The following is a 25,957-nucleotide window of genomic DNA, read 5'->3' on the forward strand; positions in this document are numbered from 1 at the left end:
TTTAATATCACGGTAATCCTATCGGCTATAATTAGCCTCGTAAAACTTTGGTTAAACAGTTTCTTGCAAAAGATATGCAAAAAAAATTATCGGTAGTCGCAGCAACAGTAGTTCTGCTTGGTTTGTCCGGTTGTGGCCTTTTCTCTGAAAAAGCCGACGAAACAAAAGGTTGGAGCGCTACGAAATTATACTCGGAGGCGAGCGAAGAACTGGATGGCCAGCACTACGAGCGCGCAATTCAGTTGTTTGAGAAGCTGGAATCGAGCTATCCTTTCGGCACCTATGCCCAGCAGGCGCAGATGAATATCGCCTATGCCTACTACAAATCGCAGGACCAGGCCCAGGCGCTGGCAGCGGTGGAGCGCTTCATCAAGCTGCACCCGAATCACGCCAACGTCGATTATATGTACTATCTGCGCGGCCTGATCAACTTTAACGACCAGGTCAGCTTCCTGAACTTCGTCTACGAGCAGGACGCCACCGAGCGCGACCCGAAAGCCACGCGTGAAGCCTACGCAGCCTTCAAGGAACTCGTTACCAAGTTCCCGAACAGCAAGTATACCCCGGACTCGCTGGACCGTATGCGTTATCTGATCAACGCCATGGCCTCCTACGAAATCCACGTGGCGCGCTACTACTACCGCCGTGGCGCCTACCTGGCGGCAGCCAACCGCGCCATGGGCATCATGAGCGACTTCCGCGACTCGCCGTCGATCGAAGAAGCGCTGTTCATCATGATCCGCAGCTACGACAAGCTGGGCATGACCGAACTGCGCAACGACACCGAGCGCGTCTTCAGGCTCAACTACCCGAACTCCAAGTTCCTGGACGAAGGCAAAAAAGCCGAACGTCACTGGTGGAAGTTCTGGAGCTCCAACGCTTCGATGTAAAAATCCGGGGTCAGTTCTTGCAATCCAACACGGGCTCTGCCGTAGTGACGCTACGGCAGAGCCCGTGTTGGATTGCAAGAACTGACCCCGTTTTTTTAGGCCGCTAGCTTGCGGCGGAAGATCCAGGTCTTGTCGTCGGAGGCGTCCGGGACGAAAGCATAGCCGTCGATATCGAACTTCTTGAGTTTCTTCGGATCGGTGATGCCTTTGACGGCCGCATAGCGCGCCATCAGGCCGCGTGCACGCTTGGCGTAGAACGAGATGATTTTGTACTTGCCGTTCTTGAAATCCTCGAACTGCGGTGTAATCACCGGCAATTGCAGCGTCTTCGGCTTGACCGATTTGAAATACTCTTCCGACGCCAGGTTGACCAGCGTTTCGGCGCCCTGCTCTTGCGCCGTCTGGTTGAGCGCGTTGGCAATGGTGTCGCCCCAGAAGTCATACAGGCTCTTGCCACGCGGGGTGTTCAGGCGCGTGCCCATTTCCAGGCGGTGCGGGTGGATCACATCCAGCGGACGCAGCATGCCATACAGGCCGGACAGGATGCGGATGCGCGACTGCGCATAATCCAGCTGGGACGGCTTGAGCGTGCGCGCATCCAGGCCATCGTAGACGTCGCCATTGAAGGTCATGACTGCCTGGCGGGCTTCGCTGGTGTCCCTGCTCCACGACGCATAGCGCGCCACGTTCAGCGAGGACAGGTTGTCGGACAAGTCCATGAGCTCACCGAGCTCGGCCGGCGAAAATTCGCGCAGGCGATGGATCAGTTGTTCGGAGTGATCGAGAAACGACGGTTCGGTGCGCAGCTTGGTGGTGGGCGGGGTCTCCAGATCGAGACTTTTTGCCGGGGAAAGCACTATCAGCATAAGATTCCAAAATACATTTTTACAAGAACTACCCAACATGATACCTGTTCCAACGAATTCCATCCGACAACGCATCGTCATCGACACCAATGTGTGCCTGGACCTGTTCGTCTTCAAGGACCCGCGCTGGTCGGCGCTGCTGTCGGCGATGGAAACCGGCGCGATCGACGTGATCACGCGCTCGGATTGCCGCGACGAATACAACATCGTGCTGCACTACAAGCACCTGCCGCTGGACGATGACACGCGCCCGCTGGCCGCGGCCCGCTTTGATGCCTTGATCAAGGTGGTGGCGCCGCCCGTCTCCGGCGTGCGCCTGCCCGCGTGCAGCGACAAGGACGACCAGAAATTCCTGGAACTGGCGCGCGACGCCCAGGCCCATGTGCTCATCACCAAAGACAAGGCGCTGCTGAAGCTGGCTCGCCGCCTCGCGCGCGAGGGCATGTTCAAAGTGATGTTGCCTGAGAAGTGGAGCTTGGACGTATAGCCACACCAAACCGTGCGGGCTGCGCTAGAATAGGTCATCGATCCACTATCAAGTCGCCATGAACAGCCGCACCAATTTGCCGATGACGCCGTCCCTGACCACCCGCTTGCCGGCGGTCGGAACCACCGTATTCACCCGCATGTCCATGCTGGCCGCGCAGGCCGGCGCTGTCAACCTGGGCCAGGGCTTCCCTGACTTTGGCTGCGAGCGCAGCCTGATCACCGCCGTCAACGACGCCATGCAGGCGGACTTCAACCAGTACCCGATGATGAGCGGCGCGCCCGTGCTGCGCCAGGCCATCGTCGCCAAGATCGCCGCCATCTACGGCTGCGAATACAACGTTGACAGCGAGATCACGGTCACCTCGGGCGCCACGCAGGCGCTCACCACCGCCATCCTGTGCTGTGTCCATCCGGGCGATGAAGTCATCGTGATCGAACCGGTGTACGACAGCTATGTGCCGGCGATTACGCTGGCCGGCGGCGTGCCGGTATCGGTTGAGATGGAAGTGGGCGCCGATGGCTACAGCGTGCCATGGTCCAAGGTGGCGGCAGCGGTCAACAGCAAGACGCGCCTCATCATCATCAACACCCCGCACAACCCGACCAGCACCGTGCTGCGCGCCCCTGACATGCAGGCGCTCAGCGATATCGTGCGCGGCACCGGTGTGCTGATCCTGTCGGACGAGGTGTATGAACACATGGTCTACGACGGCCACCGGCACGAGTCGGTCAGCCGCTACCCGGACCTGGCGGCGCGCGCGTTTGTCGTCTCCAGCTTCGGCAAGACCTATCACGTGACCGGTTGGAAGATCGGCTACGTGGCTGCGCCGGCGCCGCTGATGGCGGAGTTCCGCAAGGTCCACCAGTACAACGTCTTCAGCGTCAACACGCCTATGCAGCACGGCATTGCCAGCTACATGGCCGATCCCAGGCCCTACCTGGAACTGCCGGCGTTCTACCAGCGCAAGCGCGACCTGTTCCGCGAAGGCTTGAAGAACACGCGCTTCGAACTGCTGCCGGCCGACGGCACCTACTTCCAGTGCGTCCGCTACGATCAGATTTCCACCCGCACCGAAGCCGAATTTGCCGAATGGCTGACCACCGAAATCAAGGTGGCCGCGATTCCCGTTTCGGCGTTTTACCAGCAAGGCAAGGAGTCGGGCATTGTCCGCTTCTGCTTCGCCAAAAAAGATGAGACCCTGGCACTCGCACTGGAGCGGCTGGGTAAAGTTTAAGATCGGGATCGAAAAATGTCCGACACCAATTCATTGGCCGCGCCATCGTCGGTGCTGCATCAGCTGAACGAATCCAATCGCCGGCTCGAGCGCCTGCTGCATAACCTGCGCAACGAACACAATGCGGAAGCCGATATCCGTGACATCGCGCGCGAAGTCATCGATGCGGTGGACCTCAACCCGGACATCGCGCTGGCCTGTATTTTCCTGAGCCAGATCAACGGCAGCTACGCGGTACGCCACTGTATTGAAACCGCCGTGGTCACGGTGGTGATCGCCCACAGCATGCAGATGAGCGCCGCCAGCACGCTCACCGTGACCGCTGCTGCGCTGACCATGAACGTCGGCATGCTGCGCCATCACGAAGGCTTCCAGAACAAGAACACACCGCTGACCAGCGAGGAAATGGCCATCGTGCGCCGCCACCCGGAGGAAAGCGTGGACATGCTGCGCTGTGTGGGCGTGGAAGACGATGACTGGATTTCCTGCGTGCTGATGCACCATGAGAACGACGAAGGCAGCGGCTACCCGGCCGGCATCGCCAGTCCCGAAGTGACCTTGAATGCCAAACTACTGAGCCTGGCCGACCGTTACTGCGCGCAGGTGTCGGCGCGCAATTACCGCCGCTCGCTGCCGCCGCATCAGGCCTTGCGTAATCTGGTCGAGGACAAGATGGCGCCGGTTGATGCGTCGCTGGCGCGGCACTTCCAGCAGGAGCTGGGCGATTATCCGCCGGGCTGCCTGGTGCGCCTGGCCAGCGGTGAGATTGGGGTAGTCAGCCAGCGGCTGGACAGTGGCGCGGCGCGCGGCATCCACTGCCTGCGCGACCCGGCTGGCGGCGTGCTGTCGCCGGCAGCCGTGCGCCGCACTGGCGCCGATGGCTGCAGCATCACCGAGTCCCTGAGCGAGGACCAGGCCTCGATCCGTTTCAGCATGAAGCAGATCTGGGGTGCACAAGCAGCGCTCTGATTAGCGCGACAGCTGTTCTATCTTGCGATCGACAAAGCTGCGCAGTTCCGGCGTCAGGCCGCCGGTGCTGCGGGCGCGGTTGTAGGCTTCGCGCGCTTCCGGCAGGTGCTGGTCGGCTTGCAGCGAGATGCCCAGTCCCATCCACCACACAGCATTTTGCGGCGACAGCTGCAACGCATCGCGGTAGTGCTGCGCCGCTTCGGCGTGGCGCTGTTCGCGCTGCAGCACACCCGCCAGGAAGGCGTGATAGTCGGGACTGGCGCCAGCGTACGGCAGCGTTTTGAGCAGCGTGTCCAGCGCGGGATCGCCGCGTTCCAGTTGCAGGCGCGCCAGCACCATGGCCAGGCCGGGCTGGCGCGGATCGATGCCCAGGGCCAGGCGCAGCTGGCGGATGGCGTCGTCGGTGCGTTTGTTTTCCAGCAGCAGGCTGACATAGGTCTGACGTGCAGCCTCGTTGCGCGGATCGAGTTCGACCGACTTGTCCAGCTCCACCAGCGCTGCGTTGACACGGCCTTCCTGCAGATGGCCCAGCGCGCGGCGGTAGCTGTTTTCCGACATTTGTTTAGGCGTCAGTTCACGCAGCACGACGCCGTCGCCGGTGGCCGGCGTAGCCGCAGCGGCGCGCGGCGCCTTGTGCTGCTGCGCCATTGCAGGCATGTCGCTCTCCTCGCGACGCGCTTCGGCCATTACATGCTCCGCAGGTTTCGGCTTGGCGGGCACAGGCTCCGGCGCGGCGCGCTCCGCTACGGGCGCGCTGGCGGCAGGCGACGGCGCGACGGCAGCGGCGCCAGATGCCGTCGGTGTGGCCGCCGACGTTGTCGCCGGCGGTTCCTGGAAGCGTGGCCGATCTGGAATGCGGTTGTCCACCACGCGCGCTGCGGGCACCGGCGCCGCAGCCGGCGCGTTGTGTGAACGCCAGTACTGCCAGCCATACCAGCCGCCGGCTGCCAGTACCAGCACACCCGCCGCCGCCCCGCCCACGATCAGCGGACGGCGATCCCGTTCCGTGGCCGGCACGGCCTTTACTTCCTGCTGGCTCAAGGCCGGCTCGCCGCCACCGCCGCGTGCGTCCAGGTCCTGCAGCATTTTATTAATCAAGCTCATTTCGTCAGTGCCCAGGTCAGGCCGCAAGCGGCAATCAGCAGGCTCACGCCCGCCGCCATCCACGCCCAGCGCAGGCGGCCTTGCGGCATCACCGTATCGCTGGCAGCGAGATGTACATGGCGGCGCGTCACCTGCTGCTTGCCTTCGCCGTAGCACAGCATGAGCGCCTTGTTGGCCATGATGTTGACCAGCCGCGGAATGCCGCCGCTGGACTTGTATAAACCCGCGATCGCGCCACGGCTGAACAGACGTCCCCCGGCATACCCCGCCACACGCAAACGGTGCGCCAGATAATATTCAATATCGTCGCGCGACAATGGGCCGAGATGATAATGGAAGGTGATGCGCTGCGCCAGCTGGCGGATCGAATTTTCCTGCAAATGCTGGTTCAGCTCCGGCTGGCCAAACAGCACGATCTGCAGCAGCTTGCGCTTTTCGGTTTCCAGATTGGTCAGCAGGCGCAAGGCTTCCAGGCTTTCGGTCGGAATCGCCTGCGCCTCATCCAGCAGCAGCAAGACCTGCTTGCCATCGCGCGCCAGATCCATCAGGCGGTGCGTGATCGATTTCAGCAACTGGTGCTGGTCCACATCACGCTCCAGCGTCACTTCCAGCTCGTCGGCCAGGGCCAGCATCAGCGTGCGTGGTTCCAGGTAGGGATTCGGAATATAGGCGGTCACAAAATCCGCACCGATGGTCGCAATGAATTTACGGCACAACAGCGTCTTGCCAGTGCCGACTTCGCCAGTGATCTTGATGAAGCCTTCGCCGCTCTTCGCCGCCACCAGCAAGGTATTCAACGCCTCCTGCGAATGCGGGCTGGTGAAAAAATAGCTGGTATCCGGCGTGATGCTGAACGGCGCCTCACGCAGGCCGAAGTGTTTGCTGTACATAGTCAGTTGCGCCCCCTGTCGCGCGGGTCGAGTTCCTTGATGCGGCGGCCACTATCCAGCAGGTCCTGATTCCAGTCCGACGACGTCTCCACCACCGTCGGCTTGATGAGCACCACCAGTTCGCGCTTCTGCACCACCTCGCTCTTGCTGCCAAACAGCGCGCCCAGTACCGGCACGCGGTTGGCGCCCGGCACGCCGGAATTGTCGGTGGTCGTGGCCTGGCGCATCAAGCCGCCGATGGCCACCACCTGGCCATTCTGGCCGCGTACCATGCTGTCCATTTCAGACGTCGATGACGCCGCCAGCGGCAGGCTGAAATTCCCCAGCGAGCCCAGATTCAACCCCTTGTTCACAGTCGACACCTGGCTCACTGACGGGTGCACGTGCAGGATGATATTGCCGTCGTCGTCGATCTGCGGCGTCACATCCAGCACCACGCCGGAGAAGAACGGCTGCAAGGTCACGGTCGGCGTGGTGACGCCGGTACCCGTGCCGCTGGTGGTCGTGGTCGTGCTGACGCCCGTCACATAGAATTCATCGGTACCGATTTTCAGCAGCGCCTTCTGGTTGTTCAAGGTCGCAATGCGTGGGCTGGACAGCACATGCACCGTGCCCTGCCCTTCAAGGAAGGAAATCAGCGCGGCGAAATTACTGGTCTGGAACGCCATGCCAAACAGCGAACCCAGCGCATCGCCGGATGCCCCCAGCGAACTGCCCGGCAGGGAAGTGATGCCTGCCTTGCCATTGCTGCTGATGACGTTCCCCAGCGGACGCAAGGTGGTATCCGGCTGCAGCGTGCCGGCCGAGAAGCGGTTGTTGCCGCCCGCCGCGAACTTGCCAAACGCGGCCCAGTTCACGCCGCTCTGGAAATTGCTGTTCAATTCCACTTCCAGGATCTTGGCTTCCAAAATCACCTGGCGGTCAACCGACACCTGGGTCGCCCTCAGATACAGGTCCACATTGCGCAGCTCATCCGGCATCGCGCGAATCACGATCACGCCTGACTGCGGGCTGACCGTCACGCTGCGGCCATCCTTGCCGATCGCCACCAGCGCTTCCAGCGCCGTCTTCAGCTCCAGCCAGAAATCGCTTTCCGAACGCGTTTGCACATTGGCCGAATCGCGTTGGGTCTGCTGCGTGCCGTTGGGATTGTTGGGGTCATTGCCGCCGTTGTTATTGCCGTTGTTGTTATTGTTGCCGTTCGAGCCGTTGTTGCTCTGGTTGCCGCTGTTGCTGATGCCCGCATTGGCCACCGAGGTTGACGACACGCGCAAGCTGGACACGCCCTTGCGGATCGCCGTCAGGTAGTTAATCTTGAACATCTTGGTCTGCATGGTCAGCGGACGGATGTAGATGCGCGTGCCTTCCACCTTGTAGTCGTAGCCATACAGTTCGCGGATCGCATCCAGCGCCTCGAACAGGGTCACGTCCTTCAGATTGGCCGTCATATTGCCGGTCACCTCGGGGTTGATCAGCATGTTGTAGCGTGTGCCCGCCACGATCGCGTTATAGAACTGCTGCACCGGCACGTTATTGAATGCGACGTTGAAGCGCTCCTCCAGCACCGCCCGCGCTTTTGGCAACTGGTCGGTCAGCTGCGATACCGGCGGCAGCAAGGCACTGGACACGGCCTCGTTGGGCGTGACGGCGACCGGCTTGGCAGCGGCGCCGTTGACCTCATTGCTGATCTTGTCGTAAGTATCGCGCGTGGATGGCGTGCTGCAGCCGCTCAGCAGCAGCATCGTCATCGTCACAAGCGCGGTGGTCAGAATTTTTTGCATAAGCGGTCTTCGCGTTAATGGGCGGCTTTTGGGGCTTCTTGTGGGAACAAGGTCAGAACTTGCCTGTTCCGTCCGTTTTGCAGCACTACCTGATTCTTGCGCACTTCCACCAGCACGGCGCCGTTGAACTTCTGGCCCTTGCGGATGGTCTGGCCATCGATGACGGCCACCTGGCGGCCATGCGCGCCGATCAGCACGGATTGCAGTTGCGGGCCGGTCGCCACCGGCGCCACATCCGCCGCCGTGGCCGGCAGCAGGCGCGATTCCGGCGGCGGCTGGGTGGGATCGGTCAGCGACTGTGCCGTCGCCGCACCGGACAGCAACAGGAGCGCCATGCAGAATCGCCGCGTCATAGTTTCATCCATTTCTGATCCAGGCTTAGCGTGTACAAGGTCAGCGTCAGGCGCGAGTTCGGATACTGCTGCGCATCCAGCCTGGCCTTGCCCCAGAACAGCTGCACCGGCAGCGACTCCAGCGCCTCCATATACGTGACCATGTCCAGGTAACTCCCTTGCAGCACAATTTCCACGCCGTGGCGGTACAGCAGCTCGCGCGGCTTGACCGCTGCCGGCGCTGCTGGCGCACCTGGCGTTGCGGCCGCCACCAGGGCCGCTGCTGTGACTGCGGCCGGCGGCGTGGATGCCGCCTTCGCCGGCTCCGGCAGGATCGCCTCATTCAGTCCCGTGACCGGCAGCGTCTTCATCGACATGAGCTTCAACTTGCCATTGCCGTGCAACAGATGCTCCAGCAACGGTGCAATCTTTTCCGGCGCCACCAGGCCTTTTTGTACCGCCATCAGGCCAGCGCTGCTGGTATCGATCTCGCGCTGCACCGAGGCCAGCTTCGCACGCGTTGCCGCATCCGGATCAGGCACAAAGCCTTGCGCCAGCAAGCTGATTTCCATATCGATGCCGGCGATCTGGTTTTGCTGCTGCTTGATCTGCATGAGCAGCAGCTTTTGCCGGTTTAGCATCGGCTCAACCGCAACCGTATAAATCAGGAACAGGACCGACGCCACCACGGCGAGAAACACCATGGCGCGCTCGCGCAGCGTCATCGCATCCAGCCTGGTACTGAGCTTAATCCATTGTTGCAGCAGCTGCTGTTTCATTTGGCGGCCTCCTGCATCATGGTCGATTGCAGGTTGAACTCCACGAATGGCGATACGGCCGGCGCGACCGCCACCACTGGCGCCGTGGACGCCACGCCCGCCGCAGCGGCAACCTGCGGCGCTGCCCCCGCCTCCGGCCGCGCGATGTCCAGCGCCGCAAACGTCTTGCCGCGCATGACCTTCTCCGCCGTCAGACGGGCGATGTAATGCGGGATCAAGGTCGGCTGCATGGCCCTGCCCTGCACGCCGATGTCATTGCCGGCGCCAGTGATGGTGAGGCCGGTGAGCCACAGTCCGTTGACGTTCTGGCGCGAAAACGCGCGGAAGTATTCTGCATAACCCGCGGTGTTGCCCAGCGTGCCGCCTTGCAGCACCGCCGCCACATCCTGCAGCGACTTCAGTTCCGCCTGCGCCGCATTCAGCTCGGCGGCCAGCGCCGGACTCTGGGCGCGCGGCGCGAACTGCGCCTTGGCGCGTACCAGGCTTTGTTCCCGTTTGGCCAACACTGTCTTGCCCGCCTCCGCTTCCTGCTCCTGCGCCGCCACACGCTGGCCCGCGTACCAGGTCAGCAGCAAGGCGCCAGCCACGATCACGCCCAGCGCTTCCACCATCGGCAACGCGGCGAAAATCTTACGCTGCTTGAGGAAGATGGGATTGAAGAGATTGATCTGCTGGCTCACAGATGCACCTCCTCATGCCGCAGCGCCGCGCCCAGCGTCAGGAAGAAACGCTGCTGCTGCGCGGCGTCCTGCAGCGCAGGCGCGTTGCGCAGGTCGAACACATCGTCCAGCGTCATGGCTTCCACCGGCATGTAGAGGTTGGCGGCCAGGTGTTCGTGCAGGCCGTGCGTGCCGGTGGGCGCCAGCAGCAGCTTGAGCACGTTCACGTAATGGAACTGGCGGTCGAAGTGATCCAGCGAGCGTTGCAGTTCCAGCGTAATCTTGTCGAAGCAGACTTGCTGGCGGTCCGAGTCACGTTCCAGCAGCTGCTCCAGCGTCACATCGATACGCCGTGACAGGTACAGCTCGGCCTTGTAGGTAATGGTCAGCAGGCCGCCATCGCCGTCAAACGACAGCATGGCCAGGCCGCGGCCATCGGTTTCGAGCAAGGCCGAGATATTCCGCTGCGCCATTTCAGGGATATCGATGACCGTAAGTTCCAGCTTGGCTTCACCAAACAGCGCCTGGCGCGACTGCACCAGCGCATTGCGCGCGGCTACCGCGAACATCGAGTGGCCGCGCGAGGCGCCGCTGCTGTCCTGCGGGATATCGAGCACGTCGATGGTGGCGTCATCGATATGGAAGTCGAGCATATCCTTCAAGCGCCAGCGCACGGCGGTTTTCAACTCGTCCGGCGGCACGTTGGGGGCGTCGACCATCAGCAGCTGATACTCGCCGCCACCGAGCATGGTGCCGCAGCGGTAGCTGCTGGCGCGCAGCTCGCGGCTCATGCGTTCCAGCGCTTCCGGCGAGAAGCTGGCATCGGCCGGATAAAACGCCGACACCTCGACGATGGCCTTGGCATCGCGCACGCGCTGAACGCGGCCCGCACAGATACCGTCCCGCAGAAACGTGACGGTCAACCAGCCATCCGATTTTTTAGCCCGCTTAAAGAAGCCCATATCTCAACACACGAAGTTTACGCGCTAGATGCTTGATTATATTCAAGTTACCGATCATTTCATGCTCAAAATGGCAAGCATTCTGTAAAAATACACAAATTTCCGCACAGTTGCGGCTTCAAAGCTGCGCCGTGATCACGCGCTGCACATAATCCGCACCCGGCGCAGCGTTCGGGCACGCGCCTCCCGCGCCAGGCTGATTGCACGCGGTGGAGGTAATTCTGATGTGCGCGGCAGTGGCGTCGCCGCTGCCGCCGCCGGCAATGCCTGCCACCAGGTTGTCGCAAGTAATGACCAGCGTCACCGTGAACGGCGATAAGCTGGTGCCAGCCGGCAGCGCAACGTTGCGCGTCACCGTGGTCTGCGCCGCCGAACAGCCAAAGGTCACTGCCGGCTGCGGCGGATTCAAGCCGGATTGCTGCGCCGTGTACAGTGCCCATTCAATGCCGGCCTTGGCGGCCTGGTAAGCGCGTATCCCCTGGATGTCCTGCGCCGTTCCGGCTTGCTGGGTCGTCGTCAGCGTCACAATCGCGACGGCCAGACCCGCCACGGCGACCAGCAGGAAGATGGCAGTGATGATGGCGACACCGCGTGCCTGCCGGCGTCTGCGCGCAAATGGTTTCATGGAATATTACTCACGTGGATTTGATGCGTCAGCGTGACCGTTTCCGGCGCCCCCATGTCAGCGTTATAGCGCGCCAGCGCGATCGACAATCCGATCAGCGCCGTTTGCTGATTCGCGACCGCAGTCACTGAAAACAGACAGGCGTAGACGTTATCGGCCATCAGCGCATTGCTGCCACCGGCCGGTGCGATTTGCGCAGCATTCCAACCATAGCCCCAATAACGCAGCAGCGTACCTTTGCCGGTCGCCGTGTCATTGGTACAGGCAAAGGTCACGGGCGTGCCGACCACGGCAAAGCGCTTTCCTGGCGAGCTGTTCGGCGTCCCGGCTGTTGCATAAGGGTTTCCAGCCATGGTCAGGGTCTTGCCGTTCACCGCAGTCAGGGCAACACGGTTACCGCCAGCATATGCGTCCGCGCCAGCGAAGCCGCTACCCAGGTTATAGATCACGATCTGGTCGCCAGCCGCGATCGCGTAAGGCGAGGCCGGCATGGGGCCAACGACATCGAAGTTGGTACGCGCCGTGGCCGCGCTAAAGTCCAATGCGTGATACAGCGACGGATCAGCACCATCGTCAGAAGCCAGATAGCGCGCGCCGCTTTTGGTCGGGATGAATTCGATGTAGGAGGTATTGCCAATGACCGCCCAGCGGACGCTGTTCGGCAGCGCGCCGCGCAATTCGCGCGTCATGCGGCGCAAGGCGATCTCTGCCACGTCGGCCATGTCCGCGCGTGCGGCATTGTCCACATAATTCTGCACCGGCCGGCGGATGAACAGCACCATGATTCCGGCAAGAATGGCGGTAATCATCATGACCACGATGGTTTCAATCAGCGTAAAGCCGTGCTGGCGGGCGGCGCTCGGTAGGCTCATAGCGCGCCTGGCTGGTAGCGGGTGCGATAACCATCCAGCGTGACGGACTCGCCGGGACCGTAGTTGACCGTAATGGTGATCTGCAAAGCGATCATATTCTGCGCCGTGGAGGTGATGGTGCCGCCCAGGCCATTGACCAGGTTCAGGGTCAAGGTCGTCGTGATGCCATCCATCGACACTTTGCCCAATGCGCTGCCGACCGCGTTCACGCCCAGCGCGGCGCCGCTGACATCCCGGTCCACCAGCTTGCCGCTGGCGTCAGCCACAGCAAAGGCGCGCACGGGGGTACCGAGCGTATAACCTACCGGCACATAGTCGTTGACGTTATCGTAGGGCCGGGTATTACCGGCTTCCGGCCCCAGCTTCTCGGTCGTCGACGATGCAGCACATCCCACCGGCGCGGCCGCATTGGCATCGGTCGCAATAGCGGCATTTGCATCCGCCGGATCGCACACCGTAAATTGCGCCTGCTGGATCTCTTCCATATAGGCTTCGGCAATCAGGATGGCCTGCTTGCGCCGCACCGGATCTGTGCTGGCGCCCGTGGACTGGTTGATCACGCGCAGAATCCCCGCAGCGGCGATGCCGACGATGACAATAAAGATGACCAGCTCAATAATCGTCAGACCAGTTTGTCGGCGCTTATTGCACATAACCTGTCTCAGGATAGATGGTGATCTGTGCCGAATTGCCGCCACTGGCAAAGGTAATGGCCAGCGGTGCGTTGAAGGTAGAGCCGGCAATGCCGCTATCGGCTTTGTTGTAAGGACGCCCCAGCGCGTCAAAGAAGAAATAGCCGCCAGCGCCGACTTCGGCGCGGCCGCCGGCACTGACCGTCACGCTGGCGGGGCGCCCTTCGCAAAGCCACTGCGCGACATACGCGCCACCCAGCTGGCAATTGGCTTTGGTCACACTGCTGCCACTGTTGCTGCCAGCCGGTGCGGTGACCGCCTCGGCTGCTGCGCAACCAGAACCAGAGCAGACGGCAAAGCTATTGCCATCTGCGCGTACATACATGAAGCGATTTTGCGCAATGGCTAATTTCTGCGCATAGCGAATAATGGCCTTCGCCTGATCGGCATACGCGCGGTTTTCAAACACCCTGTTATCGAAAAACCGCCCTACCCCGATGGCGCCAACGATGCCGACAACAATCAGCACCGTGACCAGCTCAATGATGGTAAATCCAGCATCCGGTTGTGAGCAAAAATCGGACTTCACGGCGCGTCGCGCAGTTGCCGCATCCGATTATTGACAGTTGGCTGCTGATGGGCTGTTGGTCACCGTCGCTGGCACCGTCGCGGAAGTCGCTGCGGTGTACAGGATGTAGCAAGTGGCACTTGCGCCATTTTTGGGTTGAATCGCGACCGCGCCTGCCGCCACAGTCGGCTGATTGGTGCCGCCGCCTGGGGCGGCTACAAAGGCGTAGTCGTTAGTGCTCAACCCCGCAGCAGTGGGCGCGTCCGTCAATGTCGGATACCCATAGGCGGTATTGATCGTGGTGCCTTCCAGGCTCACCGAACTGCTCGCCAAGGTCGCGGTATTGTTCAGCAGCGACTGACTTTTAACGATGGCTCCAGCCGATTTCAGCGCACCGGCTGCCGCGTTCATCGATGCTGCACGCGCACTCCCGCCCATATCGGCAAACTTCGGCAAGGCCGTTGCCGCCAGAATCCCGAGGATCACAATCACCACAATCAGTTCGATCAGCGTGAAGCCACCTTGGGCGCGTTGAGAAATTGCAGTGCGTGTTTGCTTATTCATTACTTTCTCCAAATCGTCCGAAAAATTTGCGCGGATGCGCTAGTCCTTCACTTGCTCAAGGGCCACACCTATGGTCTCAGGTGTGCCTGACGGCTTGGCGGGGCTATGGGGCAAGCGCTGTAATTTTACCTTGAATTTCAAACGTTTCGATGGGGCATCTCGAAAAGATTCTGCATAATTTAACAAATAAATCAGACTCTTATCGGTTCGATCAAAGCACCAGTTACCCGGCCCAATATCCTTGTCCGTCGGGCTGAATAATTCCCCAGCGTAATTCGCCGGCTTAATTTTTAGCAAATTTAACGGGTTTTCTTCGGCCAATATCGTTAAATCATCGTTGGTTCGCGACAATTTTCTGTTTGCAACCTTCATTTCTAAGGAAAAACGAAGACTACTCAGTGTGGCATTGACCGCCGCCTGCTCTGCCTGCTCCTGATAATATGCTATGCGATTCAGCAAAACGGCGATCAGGATGCCTACCACAAACACCGCTATGGCGAATTCGAGCAGGCTGGCGCCGCGTTGCTTACAGGGTACAAAAATGGTCAAGGAACTCACGATTTTTTAACATTTACTGGTGGAGTGCGGCCTTACCCAAGTCCCAAATAGGTAGGAAGATGCCCAGCGCCAGCACCAGCACCAGTACCCCCAGGAACACGATCAGAATTGGCTCAATCTGTGCTGACAGCGTCTTGAGTTCATAGTCCACCTCGCGCTCGTACATCTGAGCAATCTCGTCCATCAGATCATCGATCGAACCGCTTTCTTCGCCCACTGCGATCATCTGCAGCACCACTGGCGTGAAAACATTCGCCGCTGCCGCAGTCCGCAAGATACTGTCGCCGCGCTCGACGCCGTCGCGCATCTGCTCCACGCGCGCCGTCAGGTAAGCGTTGTCCACCGTCTGCGCCACCACCGTCAAGGCCTGCACAATCGGCACACCGCTGCGGCTGGACAGCGAGAAACTGCGCGCAAAACGCGCCATCGTCGCTTTCAGGACGATTTTTCCTGCCACCGGTATCTTTAGCTTGAACTTGTCCCATTCATACAGGCCACGTGGCGTACGTACCCACAGACGAAAGCCCCAGACGGCCAGCGCGACACCGACCGCCATCACCGGCCAGTAGCGCACGGTGAAATTGGAAGTGCCGATCAGTATCCGCGTCATCAGCGGTAACTCCGCGTGAAATTTCGCGAACACGCCGACAAACGCCGGGATCACGAAAATATTCACCACCACCATTGCAATCAGCATCGCCATCATGACAAAGCTCGGATAGCGTGTGGCGGTTTTGACGCGCTCGCGCATATCGCGGTCGAACTCCAGGTGATCGAACAGGCGCAGGAACACTTCTTCCAGCCGCCCCGTCATCTCGCCCACCCGCACCATCGACAGATAAAACGGCGTGAACACCTCGGGATGACGGCGCATCGCGGCCGACAGCTCGCGGCCGGCGTCCAGCGACTCGCGCAAATCCTTGATGACCTTGCCAAACGCCTTGCTGACCGCCGATTCCTGCAAACCCGCCAGCCCGCGCATGATGGGCACGCCGGACTTGAGCAGCGTGTACATCTGGCGGCTGAACAGCTGCACGTCCATCGAGGTGACACGCTTTTCCAGCAGCTTGGCCCACCAGGTCTCGCCATCGCCGGCCGCAGCGGCTTTTTTGGTGACCACAATTTCAATCGGCGTCACGCCCGTATTGAACAGCTGGTCGGCAACGGCGCCGCTATCGGCCGCCTCCAGGATGCCCTGCATGAGTTCGCCGCGTGCATTGCGGCCTTTGTAGGCGAAGAATGGCACCGTTTAATCCTCGACCTGGTTGCTGATGCGCATGGCTTCCGAAATCGTCGTGCGGCCCTGCACCACCAGTTGCACCGCGTGCCGGCGCAGCGTTTCGCCGGCCATCTGCTGCGCCGCCACCTTGAGGAAGTGCGCGGGGTCGGGATCATTGGCCGCATCCACCACCGCGCGCGTCATCTCGAGCAGCTCGTACACGCCAGTCCGGCCGCGATAACCCATGCCATTGCAGTGCGAGCAGCCCTTGCCATGGAAATAGCGCGCCTTGTCGACCTTGTCGTTGAGCTCCATGCTCAGCCACTCGCGCTCGGTCGGCGTCGGTTCATACGGCGTGGAGCAGCTTTCGCAGATCACGCGCACCAGGCGCTGCGCCAGCACCGCCTGCAGCGACGAGCCCACCATATAGCGCGGCACACCCATGTCCATCAGGCGCAACGGCGTGCTGAGCGCATCGTTGGTGTGCAGCGTCGACAGCACCAGGTGGCCGGTCATGGCCGCGCGCAGGCCGATTTGCGCGGTTTCCTGGTCGCGCATCTCGCCCACCAGCACGATGTCCGGGTCCTGGCGCAGCGCGGAGCGCAGCACGCGCGCGAAGCTGAGTTCGATCTTGTCGTTGACCTGCACCTGGTTGATGCCGGCCAACCGGTATTCGACCGGGTCCTCCACCGTGATGAGCTTTTTCTCGACCGAGTTCAGTTCGGACAGCGCGCAATACAAGGTGGTGGTCTTGCCGGAACCGGTCGGTCCGGTCACCAGCACCAGCCCGTTGGGCCGCTGGACGATGGCGCGGAATTTCTCCAGCAGGCCGCGCGGCATGCCGATCGCATCGAGCTTGAGCTGGGTGCCGCCCTGGTTCAGCAGACGCATCACCACCGACTCGCCGTACTGGGTCGGCATGGTCGAAATCCGCACATCGATGCGCTGGTTCTTGACGCGCACCGCGAAACGGCCATCCTGCGGCAGACGCTTTTCCGAGATGTCCAGGTCCGACATCAGTTTCAGGCGCAGCGCCAGCGACGGTGCAATCTTGATATCGGCTTCGGTCTGCAAGTGCAGCACGCCGTCGATGCGGAAGCGGATCTGCAGCCGCCCTTCCTGCGGTTCGATGTGGATGTCGGACGCGCGCACCTGGGCGGCGTCGTCAAACACCGACTGCAGCAGCTTGACCACGGGCGCTTCTTCGAGGTTGGGATTGGCCGCAGCCAGCGCGCCAAAGTCCACCGAAACGTCGCCGAGGTCCTGCTCCAGCTCACGCGCCAGGTCCGAGATATCCTCGGTACGGCGGTAGATGCGGTCGATGGCCGCCATGACCTCGGTCTCGTTGACCACCGCCAGCTCGATATTCTGCCGCACGAGGCGGGCAATCTCGTCGTACGCAAACAGGTCGGTCGGGTCGGACATGCCGACCAGCAGCGAACCACGGCGGTCTTCCAGCACCAGCGCGCGGAAGCGGCGCGCCTGGGTTTCCGGCAGCAGCCGCACAATCTCCGGATTGATGTTGAAGAACTTGAGGTTGAGGTAGGGGATATTCAGCTGGCGCGCCAGCGCACCGGCGATCTGCTCTTCGGTCACATAACCGTTTTCGACAAACACGCGGCCCAGCTTGCGCCCGCTGCGCTTCTGGTCGGCCAACGCCAGCGTCAGCTGTTCCTCGGACAGCAGCTTTTGCTGCACCAGAATTTCACCCAGCCGGACTTTCTCTGGCCTAGACATACCCGCTCCTTGACGATTCTCACTAAAACTTGCGGCCATTCTATGCCAGATGTGTTTTTAGAGCGAGTTGGCGCAAGCGCAGGTGTCGCTTTCTTTGGACGGATGCGCTACAGTGTGGCTCGTTTCATTTGCCCATTGCTCCTCATGACTGGTCCGGCCCTGCGCTTTCAGCAAGTTGTCAAACGCTATGGTGCGGCCAGCGTGCTGCACGGCGTGGACCTGGAACTGCGCGCCGGCGAGTGTTTCGGCCTGGTCGGCGTCAATGGCGCCGGCAAGACCAGCCTGATCAAATGCCTGCTGGACTTTTGCGCGCTGGACGGCGGCAGCATCGAGATTTTCGGCCAGCCGCACCACCGGCCGGCCGCGCGCCAGCCGCTGGCCTTCGTGCCCGAACGCTTCACGCCACCGTATTATCTGACCGGCGCCGATTTCATGCGCTATCTGCTAAGCTTGCAAGGTCTGCCGTACCAGCCGCCCGCCGTCGAGGCCATGCTGGCCGCGCTGGACCTGGCGCCGGACGCGCTCAGGCGCACGGTACGCAGCTATTCCAAAGGGATGACCCAGAAACTGGGCCTGGCCGCGTGCCTGCTCACGCGCAAGCCGCTGTATGTATTGGACGAACCCATGAGCGGACTGGACCCCAAGGCGCGCGCCCTGCTGAAAGACCAGCTGCGCAGCCTGCGCCAGGCCGGCAGCACCGTGTTCCTGACCTCGCACGCGCTGGCCGATGTGGACGAGCTGTGCGACCGCATGGCCATTCTTCACGACGGCCGCATCCGTTTCACCGGCACCCCGGCCGCCTGCCGCGCCCAGTACGGCGCGCCGACGCTGGAACAAGCTTTCCTGACTTGCATAGCCTGAGCCTGCCCATGTACCAATCCCACTTTGGCCTGCGCGAATCGCCGTTCCATATCACGCCCAACCCGGCGTTTTTCTATTCCGGCAATGCCCGCGGCGATATTCTGGACGCCATGCTGTATGCGGTCGGCAATGGCGAAGGCATCATCAAGCTCACCGGCGAGGTGGGCACCGGCAAGACCATGCTGTGCCGCATGCTGGAAAGCCGCATGCCGGCCCATATCGACGTCATCTACCTGGTCAACCCCAACCTCAATCCGCTGGAAGTGCAGCACGCGATTGCCGCCGAACTGGGCTTGCCGACCATTGGCCTGCGCGCCGACGAGGTCCAGCGCAGCCTGCATGCCGAACTCATCAAGCGCCACAGCGCCGGCCGCCAGGTCGTGCTGCTGGTCGAGGAAGCGCAAGCCATGCCGCTTGACACACTGGAGGCGATCCGCCTGCTCACCAACCTGGAAACCGCGCGCAGCAAGCTGCTGCAGATCGTGCTGTTTGGCCAGCCCGAGCTGGACCAGAACCTCAACCTGTCCAGCATGCGCCAGCTCAAGGAGCGCATCACCCACAGCTTCCAGGTACCGGCGCTCGAAGCCGAGCTGACCGGCGACTTCCTGGCATTCCGCCTGCGCGCGGCCGGCCACGAAGGCCCGGCCCTGTTCAGCCCGGCTGCGGCCAGGCTGATCGCCGAAGCGTCGCAGGGCATCGTCCGCCGCATCAACATCCTGGCCGACAAGGCGCTGCTGGCCGCATTTGCCGATGATGCCACCATGGTGGAAGCGGTGCACGCGCACCAGGCCATCGCCGAAACCGCGTTTCGCCGCCCCGCCGGCCGCTGGCGCGCGCGCCCTGTTGTTCTCGGGTGTTTATTGGCCCTTTTTATAGGGGCGATTTGGTATCTCGTCCTTGCGGCGACACCAAATTTGTAAGATGATGGTATCCATAATTGCAAAAGCACAACAAAAACAACGACTTCCTGCATCTTCCCTGGGCCGGAAAGAAACAATGAAAAAACTCAGCTCCCCCTTCGCCCCCGTGGTTTGCAGCGTATTGCTGAGCGCTTGCGCCAGCCATACCATACCGCAGTCACCGCTACACATCAGCGAACCGCCGCCGCCCGTGGGGGCGATCCCCGAGCCGGTCCAGCAAAGCGTGGCGCTGCCGCCACCCAAACCCGCCGCCAAGGTCGAGACTTTCAGCGTGACCGTGCACAAGGTGCCGGTGCAGTCGCTGCTGTTTGCACTGGCGCGCGATGCCGGCATGAATGTCGATGTTCACCCGGGCATTGACGGGCTCGTCACGTTGAATGCGCTGGACCAGACCCTGCCGCAGCTGCTGAACCGCATCCAGCGCCAGGTTGACATGCGCTATGAAATCAACGGCACCACGTTGACGGTGCTGCCGGACACGCCAGAATGGCGCAACTACAAGGTGGACTACGTCAACATCGCGCGCAGCACCAGCAGCAGCGTGAATATCGCCACGCAGATTTCCACCACGGGTGGCAACGACGCCAGTAATCCGGTGCAGGCCACGCTACAGCAGTCGCCGTCGCAAGGCGGCAGCACCGTGGGCGGCAACCTCAATAGTCAACAGGGCGGCAGCGCCAATAACGCATCCTCGCCCAACGGCACCAATAATTCCACCACGGTGGTCAACAACCGCGCGGACAATAATTTCTGGTACAACCTGGAAAAGAATATCCGCGACATGCTGCGCAGCTCCAACCTCAACGACAATCCCGTCGACCCGCTCATGGCGGCACAACCGGCGCCGGGCGGCTTGCCCATTCAAACGGCCAGTGGCCTGGGAGTGCCAGCTGCGACTGCCCCTGCGCTGGACTTGAACGGCGGCCAGTCACGCGGCAGAACCACCTCCGTGATCGTGAACCCGGAAGGCGGCCTGATTGCCGTACGCGCAAGCGCGCGTCAGCATGAGAAAATCCAGCAATTCCTGGATACCGTGCTGGGCGCAGCCAAACGCCAGGTGCTGATTGAGGCAACCATCATTGAAGTCAAGCTGAGCGACTCCTACCAGCAAGGCATCAACTGGGCGTCCATCGGCAATGGCGGACTGAAACTGACCCAGGCCGCAGTTGGCAAGTCCGCCCTGCCCAGCGGCGTGACCATTAATGGCGACTCGCCTGGCGTGTTCGTGATGAATTATGTCAATCCCACCAGCCGCATCGGCAACATCGCCACCACCATCCAGCTGCTGGAGTCGTTCGGCAAGGTCAAAGTGCTGTCAAGCCCCAAGATTAGCGTGCTGAACAACCAGACCGCGCTGCTCAAGGTGGTGGACAACAATGTGTTCTTCTCCATCAAGGTCACGCCGGCCATCCTCAACTCGAACGGTTTGCCATCCACGCCGCCCACCTACGAGTCGCACCTGCAGACGGTGCCGGTGGGCTTCGTCATGAGCGTTACGCCGCAGATTTCCGACAGCGACGAGGTCACACTGAACGTACGGCCAACCATCACCCGCGTGGTCGAGTACGTCAACGACCCCAACCCGGCGCTGGCTGATGCCAAAGTGACCAGCAGGATTCCGGTGATCCAGGCGCGCGAGCTGGAGTCCATCATGCGTATCAACAGTGGCCAGGTCGCCGTCATGGGCGGCCTGATGCAGGACTCGGTGAACAATACCAAGGACGGTGTGCCGCTGCTGAGCACGATCCCTGTGCTGGGCAACCTGTTCTCCTACCGTAATGAGAACAGTACCAAGACCGAGCTGGTCATTTTCATCCGGCCAGTGGTGGTCAAAGACGCCAGCATCAACGGCGACTACAAGGATTACCGTTACATCCTGCCGGGCCAGAAACCCGACACCGAACCATATCCCGTTCCGAAGGCGAATGGATCATGAGTCTCTTAATGCAGGCGCTCAAGAAAGCCGAGCGCGCAAAACAAAACTCGGCCACCGAAGACGAGCTGGATAAGCCATCGGAGGCGTTTGACGACATTTTGGCCTTGACGCCTGAACCGGCGCCCGCCACGGCCCCGGCGCCGGCGCGCGAATTCAACCTGGACGGCTTGAGCCTGGAGCCGATGGCGCCCGCGATGCCGGCCGCCAGTCCGCAACCGCGCCCGTCGCCTAGCCCGGAACCGGCCGTCAGCGATCACAAACAAGCCGGCCTGACGCTGGATCTGGCGCCCGATCCGGCCGCGCCCGCCAGCCCGGTCGGCCTGCCGCCGGCCGCAGCTGCCGCGCCGACGCCGCAGTCCGCCGGCATGGCGCCACCGCTGGTGTTCAGCGCCGACCCCGCCAAGCCCGTGGCCGCCGCAGCCGCCGCACGCCCTGCAGCAGCAACGGCAACAGCCGCGCCAACCCCGGCAGCGGCGGCCGCGCCAGCCGCCAGCGCCGGCGGCAAACCCGGAGCGCCATCCGGTGGCGGCGACAAGCCGCGCGCCGCCGCGCGTGCGCGTGCACGTGCGGCAGCCACGGCGGAACCGAGCGGCATGGACCCGGAACGCCTGCGCCTGATCGGCCTGATCGCCGTGCTGGTGCTGCTGGTGGGCGGCTTTGGGCTGTACTACTGGCGCGCACTGACGGCGCCCGGCGCCGGCGCCGGCCTGCCGCCCGTGCCCATGCCACCGCCCGGCGCGACCGGCGCCACGCCAGCCCAGATGGTGGTGGCGGCCATCGCCCCGAACGGCGTTCCGGCCACCGGCGCTGACGCGGTGGATGATCCCATGCTGGCGCCGAGCGGCAGCAGCCGCGCCGCCCAGCAGGACCTGGAACGTCGCCTGAGCAAGACGGAACAGGAGCTGGCCGCCGCCCAGCAAGCCATCCAGGCCACTGCCGCTGCGCCGCGCACCGAGCAACTGCCGCCGCTGGCCGCGCCAGACAACAGCGACATCCGTGTTGCGCGGGCCATACAACCCTCGCCGGTGGCGCCGGTACTGGACGGCGCCTACCAGGCGTTCAACAGCGGCGACCTGCCCGGCGCCCAGCAGCAATATGACGCTGCGCTGGCGCAGGACCCTAACAACCGTGACGCCTTGCTGGGCGCCGCCACCGTCGCCACCCGCCAGAACCAGAAAGACCGGGCCGCCGGCTATTATCTGCGCCTGCTGGAGCTGTCGCCCAACGATGCTGCCGCCACAGCCGGCCTGGTCGGCCTGCGCCAGGGCGACATCAGCCTCAGCGAGACACGCCTCAAGAACATCCTGGCCACCAATCCGGAGGCCGCGCCTGTGCTATTCGCGCTCGGCAATCTGTACGCGCAACAGGAGCGCTGGGGCGACGCCCAGCAGGCTTACTTCCGCGCGGTGGGTTCGGCGCCGGACAATCCGGACTACGCCTACAACCTCGCCATCGGCCTGGACCGCCTGAACCAGCCCAAGCTGGCGCTGACGTATTACCAGCGCGCGCTGGCGCTGGGCCAGGACAAGGCTGTCGCCTTCGACCGCAACACGCTGCGCAAGCGCATGCATGAACTGACTACCGCCGCCCACTGAGATCCATGGCAGAACAACCCAAACTCCCGCTCGGCAAACTGCTGATACAAAAGGGCATCATCAGCGAAGACCAGTTGCGCATCGCGCTGATCGAGCAGAAAAGCAGCAATGAACCCCTGGGGAAACTGCTGATTACACTGGGCTTCGTCACCGAAGCCACGGTGCGCGAAGCGCTCTCGGAAAACCTCAACACGCAAAGCGCGGACCTCAACAGCCTGGTGGTGGACGCCATCGCGCTCAAGCTGATCCCCAAGGATGTGGCCAAGCGCTACCGCGTGTTCCCGATCGTCTACGAGCGCGCCACGGACAACCTGATCCTGGCCATGTCCGACACCAGCAACATCGTCGCGCTGGACCAGATCAGCGCCATGCTGGTCAAGGGCATCACGATTACGCCGCTGCTGGTCAACGAGTCCGACATCCAGCGCGCCATCGACCAGTACTACGGCTTTGAACTGTCGATCGACGGCATCCTGCACGAAATTGAAACGGGCGAGGTCAATTACGCCAGCCTGGGCACCACCTCGGACGAATACAGCCAGCCCATGGTGCGCCTGATCGACGCGATCCTGGCCGACGCGGTGCAGAACAGCGCCTCCGACCTCCACTTCGAGCCGGAGCAGTCGTTCCTGCGCATCCGCTACCGCATCGACGGCATCCTGCGCCAGATCCGCAGCCTGCACAAATCCTACTGGCCAGCGATGGCGGTGCGCCTCAAGGTGATGTCGAACATGAACATCGCCGAAACCCGCGCGCCGCAGGACGGCCGCATTTCGATCAAGTTCAGCGGCCGCCAGATCGACTTCCGCGCCTCGGCGCAGCCCACCACGCACGGCGAAAACTTCGTGCTGCGCGTGCTGGACCGCCAGAAAGGCATCGTGCCGCTCGATGGCCTGGGCCTGGGCGAGGACGAACTGAGCCTGCTCAAGCTCATGATCGCCCGTCCCGACGGTGTGATTCTGGTGACCGGGCCGACCGGCTCCGGCAAGACCACCACCTTGTATTCGATCCTCAACCACATCAACACCGAAAGCGTCAACATCATGACGCTGGAAGACCCGGTCGAATACCCGATGAACATGATCCGCCAGACCTCGGTCAACGAGTCGGCCAAGATGGGCTTTGCCGAGGGCATCCGCTCGATGATGCGGCAAGACCCGGACGTGATCCTGGTTGGCGAGATCCGCGACAAGGAAACCGCCGAAATGGCCTTCGCCGCCGCCATGACGGGCCACCAGGTGTATTCCACGCTGCACACCAACTCCGCCATCGGCTCGGTGCCGCGCCTGCTGGACATCGGCGTGCTGCCCGATATCATGTCCGGCAATATCATCGGCATCATCGCCCAGCGCCTGGTGCGCAAGCTGTGCACCAGCTGCCGCGAAGCGCATGTGGCCGACGACATCGAACGGCGCCTGCTGGGCCTGGACGAGGAAGCCGGCCCGCAGACGCTGTACCGCGCGGTCGGCTGCGACCAATGCGCACACCAGGGCTACAAGGGCCGCATCGCCATCATCGAGCTGCTCAAGATGACGCCGGCGCTGGACGAACTGGTGGCGCGCCGCGCCTCCTCGCGCGAGCTCAAGACCGCCGCTGCCCAGGGCGGCTTCCATAGCCTCATCGACGACGGCCTGCGCCGCGTGCGGGAAGGCGTGACCACGCTGGAAGAAGTCGCGCGCGTGGTGGATCTCACCGAAAGGCTGGCCTGATGCCGCAATATCTCTACCGCGCGATGGACGCCAGCGGCCAGATCCAGCCCGGCAATATGGACGCCGCCAACGAGCCGGATCTGGAGCTGCGCCTGCACCGCATGGGGCTGGACCTGATCGACTGCCGCGTGTCGCGCACCAAGGTCATCGCCATCAAGCGCGTCATCACGCGCCGGGACCTGATCAACTTCTGCTTCCACATGGAGCAGATGACGGGCGCCGGCGTGCCGATCCTGGAGGGCCTCAACGACCTGCGCGAAAGCATCGACCACCCGCGCTTCCGCGAAATGATTACGGGCCTGATCGAGAACATCGAAGGCGGCAAGCAGCTGTCGGCCGCGCTGTCGGCCTATCCGGAAGTGTTTGACATCACCTTCACCAGCCTGATTACCGCCGGCGAACAAAGCGGCAAGCTGGCTGAGGTGTTCAAGAACCTGTCCGAAACCCTGAAGTGGCAGGACGAACTGGCGTCGCAGACCAAGAAGATCGTGATGTACCCGGCCGCCGTCGGCCTGTTCGTCACCGGCGTCATGTTCTTCCTGATGATCTACCTGGTGCCGCAGCTGACCTCCTTCGTCAAAAACATGGGCAACACCCTGCCCTTCCACACCAAGGCGCTGATCTTCGTCTCCAACATCTTCATCAATTACTGGTACATCATGCTGGCCTTGCCGCTGCTGGCCTTCTTTGGCGGGCGGGCCTGGCTGGCGCGCAGCGAACAGGCGCGCTACACAGCCGACGGCCTCAAGCTGCGCGTATGGATGATCGGCCCGGTGCTGCACAAGATTATCCTGGCGCGCTTTGCCACCTTCTTTGCCATGATGTACGGCTCCGGCATCACCATCCTGGAATGCATCCACCTGTCCGAAGGCATCGTCGGCAACCGCGTAGTGGCGGCGGGCCTGCGCCGCGCGGCGCAGCAGATTTCCGAAGGCACGGGCATCACGGCTGCATTCCAGAACACCGGCATCTTCCCGCCGCTGGTGATCCGCATGCTCAAGGTGGGTGAATCGACCGGCGCGCTGGATGGCGCGCTGCATAACGTCAGCTACTTCTACAACCGCGAAGTGAAGGAAATGATCGAGAAGGTGCAGTCCATGATCGAACCGGCCATCACCGTGGTGCTGGGCGTGATGGTGGGCTGGATCATGCTGTCGGTGATGGGGCCGATCTACGATACGATCAGCAAGATCAGGACGTGAGGC

The 25,957-nt window shown here is 62.2% G+C and carries 26 protein-coding genes; 10 read left to right on the forward strand and 16 right to left on the reverse strand.

The window, feature by feature from the left end; all coding sequences use genetic code 11:
- Nucleotides 1–74: 74 nt before the first annotated feature.
- Nucleotides 75–890, forward strand: coding sequence for an outer membrane protein assembly factor BamD (locus BUA36_RS21520; RefSeq protein WP_072787380.1), 816 nt, complete (start codon nt 75–77; stop codon nt 888–890).
- 95 nt (nt 891–985) lie between these two features.
- Here the strand turns inward: BUA36_RS21520 and yaaA are convergent, their stop codons facing one another.
- A complete protein-coding gene (gene yaaA, locus BUA36_RS21525; protein WP_072787381.1) occupies nt 986–1,756 on the reverse strand; it encodes a peroxide stress protein YaaA in 771 nt (256 codons plus the stop codon).
- 37 nt (nt 1,757–1,793) lie between these two features.
- On the opposite strand from yaaA, the gene BUA36_RS21530 reads away from it, so the two are divergent.
- Genes BUA36_RS21530 through BUA36_RS21540 form a run of 3 tightly spaced genes read left to right on the forward strand, consistent with a single transcriptional unit; the run spans nt 1,794 to nt 4,449 of the window.
- Nucleotides 1,794–2,243, forward strand: coding sequence for a putative toxin-antitoxin system toxin component, PIN family (locus tag BUA36_RS21530; RefSeq protein ID WP_072787382.1), 450 nt, complete (start codon nt 1,794–1,796; stop codon nt 2,241–2,243).
- Nucleotides 2,244–2,301: 58 nt separating this feature from the next.
- The gene (locus BUA36_RS21535) at nt 2,302–3,480 is read left to right on the forward strand and encodes a pyridoxal phosphate-dependent aminotransferase (RefSeq protein ID WP_072787383.1); all 1,179 of its coding nucleotides are present in this window, start codon (nt 2,302–2,304) and stop codon (nt 3,478–3,480) included.
- A gap of 15 nt (nt 3,481–3,495) precedes the next feature.
- Complete coding sequence (locus BUA36_RS21540; protein ID WP_072787384.1) at nt 3,496–4,449, forward strand: HD-GYP domain-containing protein; 954 nt, start codon at nt 3,496–3,498, stop codon at nt 4,447–4,449.
- Here the strand turns inward: BUA36_RS21540 and BUA36_RS21545 are convergent, their stop codons facing one another.
- The 15 genes from BUA36_RS21545 to BUA36_RS21615 all read right to left on the reverse strand — a co-directional run bounded on the left by BUA36_RS21545 (nt 4,450) and on the right by BUA36_RS21615 (nt 17,731).
- Complete coding sequence (locus BUA36_RS21545) at nt 4,450–5,553, reverse strand: tetratricopeptide repeat protein (RefSeq protein WP_072787385.1); 1,104 nt, start codon at nt 5,551–5,553, stop codon at nt 4,450–4,452.
- The gene (locus tag BUA36_RS21550; RefSeq protein ID WP_072787386.1) at nt 5,550–6,443 is read right to left on the reverse strand and encodes an ExeA family protein; all 894 of its coding nucleotides are present in this window, start codon (nt 6,441–6,443) and stop codon (nt 5,550–5,552) included. Before BUA36_RS21550 ends, BUA36_RS21545 begins: the two co-directional genes overlap by 4 nt.
- Before the next feature lie 2 nt (nt 6,444–6,445).
- Nucleotides 6,446–8,224, reverse strand: a complete 1,779-nt coding sequence (mshL, locus tag BUA36_RS21555; protein WP_072787387.1) for a pilus (MSHA type) biogenesis protein MshL — start codon at nt 8,222–8,224, stop codon at nt 6,446–6,448.
- Nucleotides 8,225–8,238: 14 nt separating this feature from the next.
- On the reverse strand, nt 8,239–8,559 hold the full coding sequence (locus BUA36_RS21560; RefSeq protein WP_229255775.1) for an MSHA biogenesis protein MshK: 321 nt from the start codon (nt 8,557–8,559) through the stop codon (nt 8,239–8,241).
- Nucleotides 8,560–8,573: 14 nt separating this feature from the next.
- A complete protein-coding gene (locus BUA36_RS21565) occupies nt 8,574–9,335 on the reverse strand; it encodes a type II secretion system protein M (protein ID WP_072787389.1) in 762 nt (253 codons plus the stop codon).
- Nucleotides 9,332–10,015: a PilN family protein gene (locus BUA36_RS21570; protein ID WP_072787390.1), complete on the reverse strand. Its 684-nt coding sequence runs from the start codon at nt 10,013–10,015 to the stop codon at nt 9,332–9,334. The genes BUA36_RS21565 and BUA36_RS21570 overlap by 4 nt, the downstream gene beginning before the upstream one ends.
- Entirely contained in the window at nt 10,012–10,917 is a 906-nt protein-coding gene (locus BUA36_RS21575) for a type IV pilus biogenesis protein PilM (RefSeq protein WP_307188243.1), read from the reverse strand. Before BUA36_RS21575 ends, BUA36_RS21570 begins: the two co-directional genes overlap by 4 nt.
- Nucleotides 10,918–11,074: 157 nt before the next feature.
- Nucleotides 11,075–11,581, reverse strand: a complete 507-nt coding sequence (locus tag BUA36_RS21580; RefSeq protein WP_072787392.1) for a pilus assembly PilX N-terminal domain-containing protein — start codon at nt 11,579–11,581, stop codon at nt 11,075–11,077.
- A complete protein-coding gene (locus tag BUA36_RS21585) occupies nt 11,578–12,453 on the reverse strand; it encodes a type II secretion system protein (protein WP_072787393.1) in 876 nt (291 codons plus the stop codon). Before BUA36_RS21585 ends, BUA36_RS21580 begins: the two co-directional genes overlap by 4 nt.
- Complete coding sequence (locus BUA36_RS21590) at nt 12,450–13,106, reverse strand: type II secretion system protein (protein ID WP_072787394.1); 657 nt, start codon at nt 13,104–13,106, stop codon at nt 12,450–12,452. The genes BUA36_RS21585 and BUA36_RS21590 overlap by 4 nt, the downstream gene beginning before the upstream one ends.
- A complete protein-coding gene (locus tag BUA36_RS21595; protein ID WP_072787395.1) occupies nt 13,096–13,674 on the reverse strand; it encodes a pilus assembly FimT family protein in 579 nt (192 codons plus the stop codon). The genes BUA36_RS21590 and BUA36_RS21595 overlap by 11 nt, the downstream gene beginning before the upstream one ends.
- Nucleotides 13,675–13,701: 27 nt before the next feature.
- Nucleotides 13,702–14,217: a type II secretion system protein gene (locus BUA36_RS31560; protein ID WP_072787396.1), complete on the reverse strand. Its 516-nt coding sequence runs from the start codon at nt 14,215–14,217 to the stop codon at nt 13,702–13,704.
- Nucleotides 14,218–14,256: 39 nt separating this feature from the next.
- On the reverse strand, nt 14,257–14,775 hold the full coding sequence (locus BUA36_RS21605; RefSeq protein ID WP_167544322.1) for a type II secretion system protein: 519 nt from the start codon (nt 14,773–14,775) through the stop codon (nt 14,257–14,259).
- Nucleotides 14,776–14,788: 13 nt separating this feature from the next.
- Nucleotides 14,789–16,021, reverse strand: a complete 1,233-nt coding sequence (locus BUA36_RS21610; RefSeq protein WP_072787398.1) for a type II secretion system F family protein — start codon at nt 16,019–16,021, stop codon at nt 14,789–14,791.
- A 3-nt stretch (nt 16,022–16,024) separates the two neighbouring features.
- Nucleotides 16,025–17,731 carry a GspE/PulE family protein gene (locus BUA36_RS21615; RefSeq protein WP_072787399.1) on the reverse strand — a complete coding sequence of 569 codons (1,707 nt, stop codon included), beginning with the start codon at nt 17,729–17,731 and terminating at the stop codon, nt 16,025–16,027.
- 144 nt (nt 17,732–17,875) lie between these two features.
- Between BUA36_RS21615 and BUA36_RS21620 the strand changes: the two genes are divergently transcribed.
- The 6 genes from BUA36_RS21620 (at nt 17,876) to BUA36_RS21645 (ending at nt 25,954) form a co-directional block, all read left to right on the forward strand.
- Nucleotides 17,876–18,592 (forward strand): ABC transporter ATP-binding protein, encoded by a 717-nt coding sequence (locus BUA36_RS21620; RefSeq protein WP_072787400.1) that lies wholly within the window; start codon nt 17,876–17,878, stop codon nt 18,590–18,592.
- A gap of 8 nt (nt 18,593–18,600) precedes the next feature.
- A complete protein-coding gene (locus tag BUA36_RS21625; protein ID WP_072787401.1) occupies nt 18,601–19,512 on the forward strand; it encodes an ExeA family protein in 912 nt (303 codons plus the stop codon).
- A 76-nt stretch (nt 19,513–19,588) separates the two neighbouring features.
- Entirely contained in the window at nt 19,589–21,448 is a 1,860-nt protein-coding gene (gene mshL, locus BUA36_RS21630; RefSeq protein ID WP_072787402.1) for a pilus (MSHA type) biogenesis protein MshL, read from the forward strand.
- The gene (locus tag BUA36_RS21635) at nt 21,445–23,043 is read left to right on the forward strand and encodes a tetratricopeptide repeat protein (RefSeq protein WP_072787403.1); all 1,599 of its coding nucleotides are present in this window, start codon (nt 21,445–21,447) and stop codon (nt 23,041–23,043) included. Before mshL (BUA36_RS21630) ends, BUA36_RS21635 begins: the two co-directional genes overlap by 4 nt.
- 5 nt (nt 23,044–23,048) lie before the next feature.
- Nucleotides 23,049–24,752, forward strand: a complete 1,704-nt coding sequence (locus BUA36_RS21640; RefSeq protein WP_072787404.1) for a GspE/PulE family protein — start codon at nt 23,049–23,051, stop codon at nt 24,750–24,752.
- Complete coding sequence (locus BUA36_RS21645; RefSeq protein ID WP_072787405.1) at nt 24,752–25,954, forward strand: type II secretion system F family protein; 1,203 nt, start codon at nt 24,752–24,754, stop codon at nt 25,952–25,954. Before BUA36_RS21640 ends, BUA36_RS21645 begins: the two co-directional genes overlap by 1 nt.
- The last annotated feature ends 3 nt before the right edge of the window (nt 25,955–25,957 follow it).

Origin of the sequence: Duganella sacchari (assembly GCF_900143065.1) — a bacterium.
Classification (GTDB): Bacteria; Pseudomonadota; Gammaproteobacteria; order Burkholderiales; family Burkholderiaceae_D; genus Rugamonas; species Rugamonas sacchari.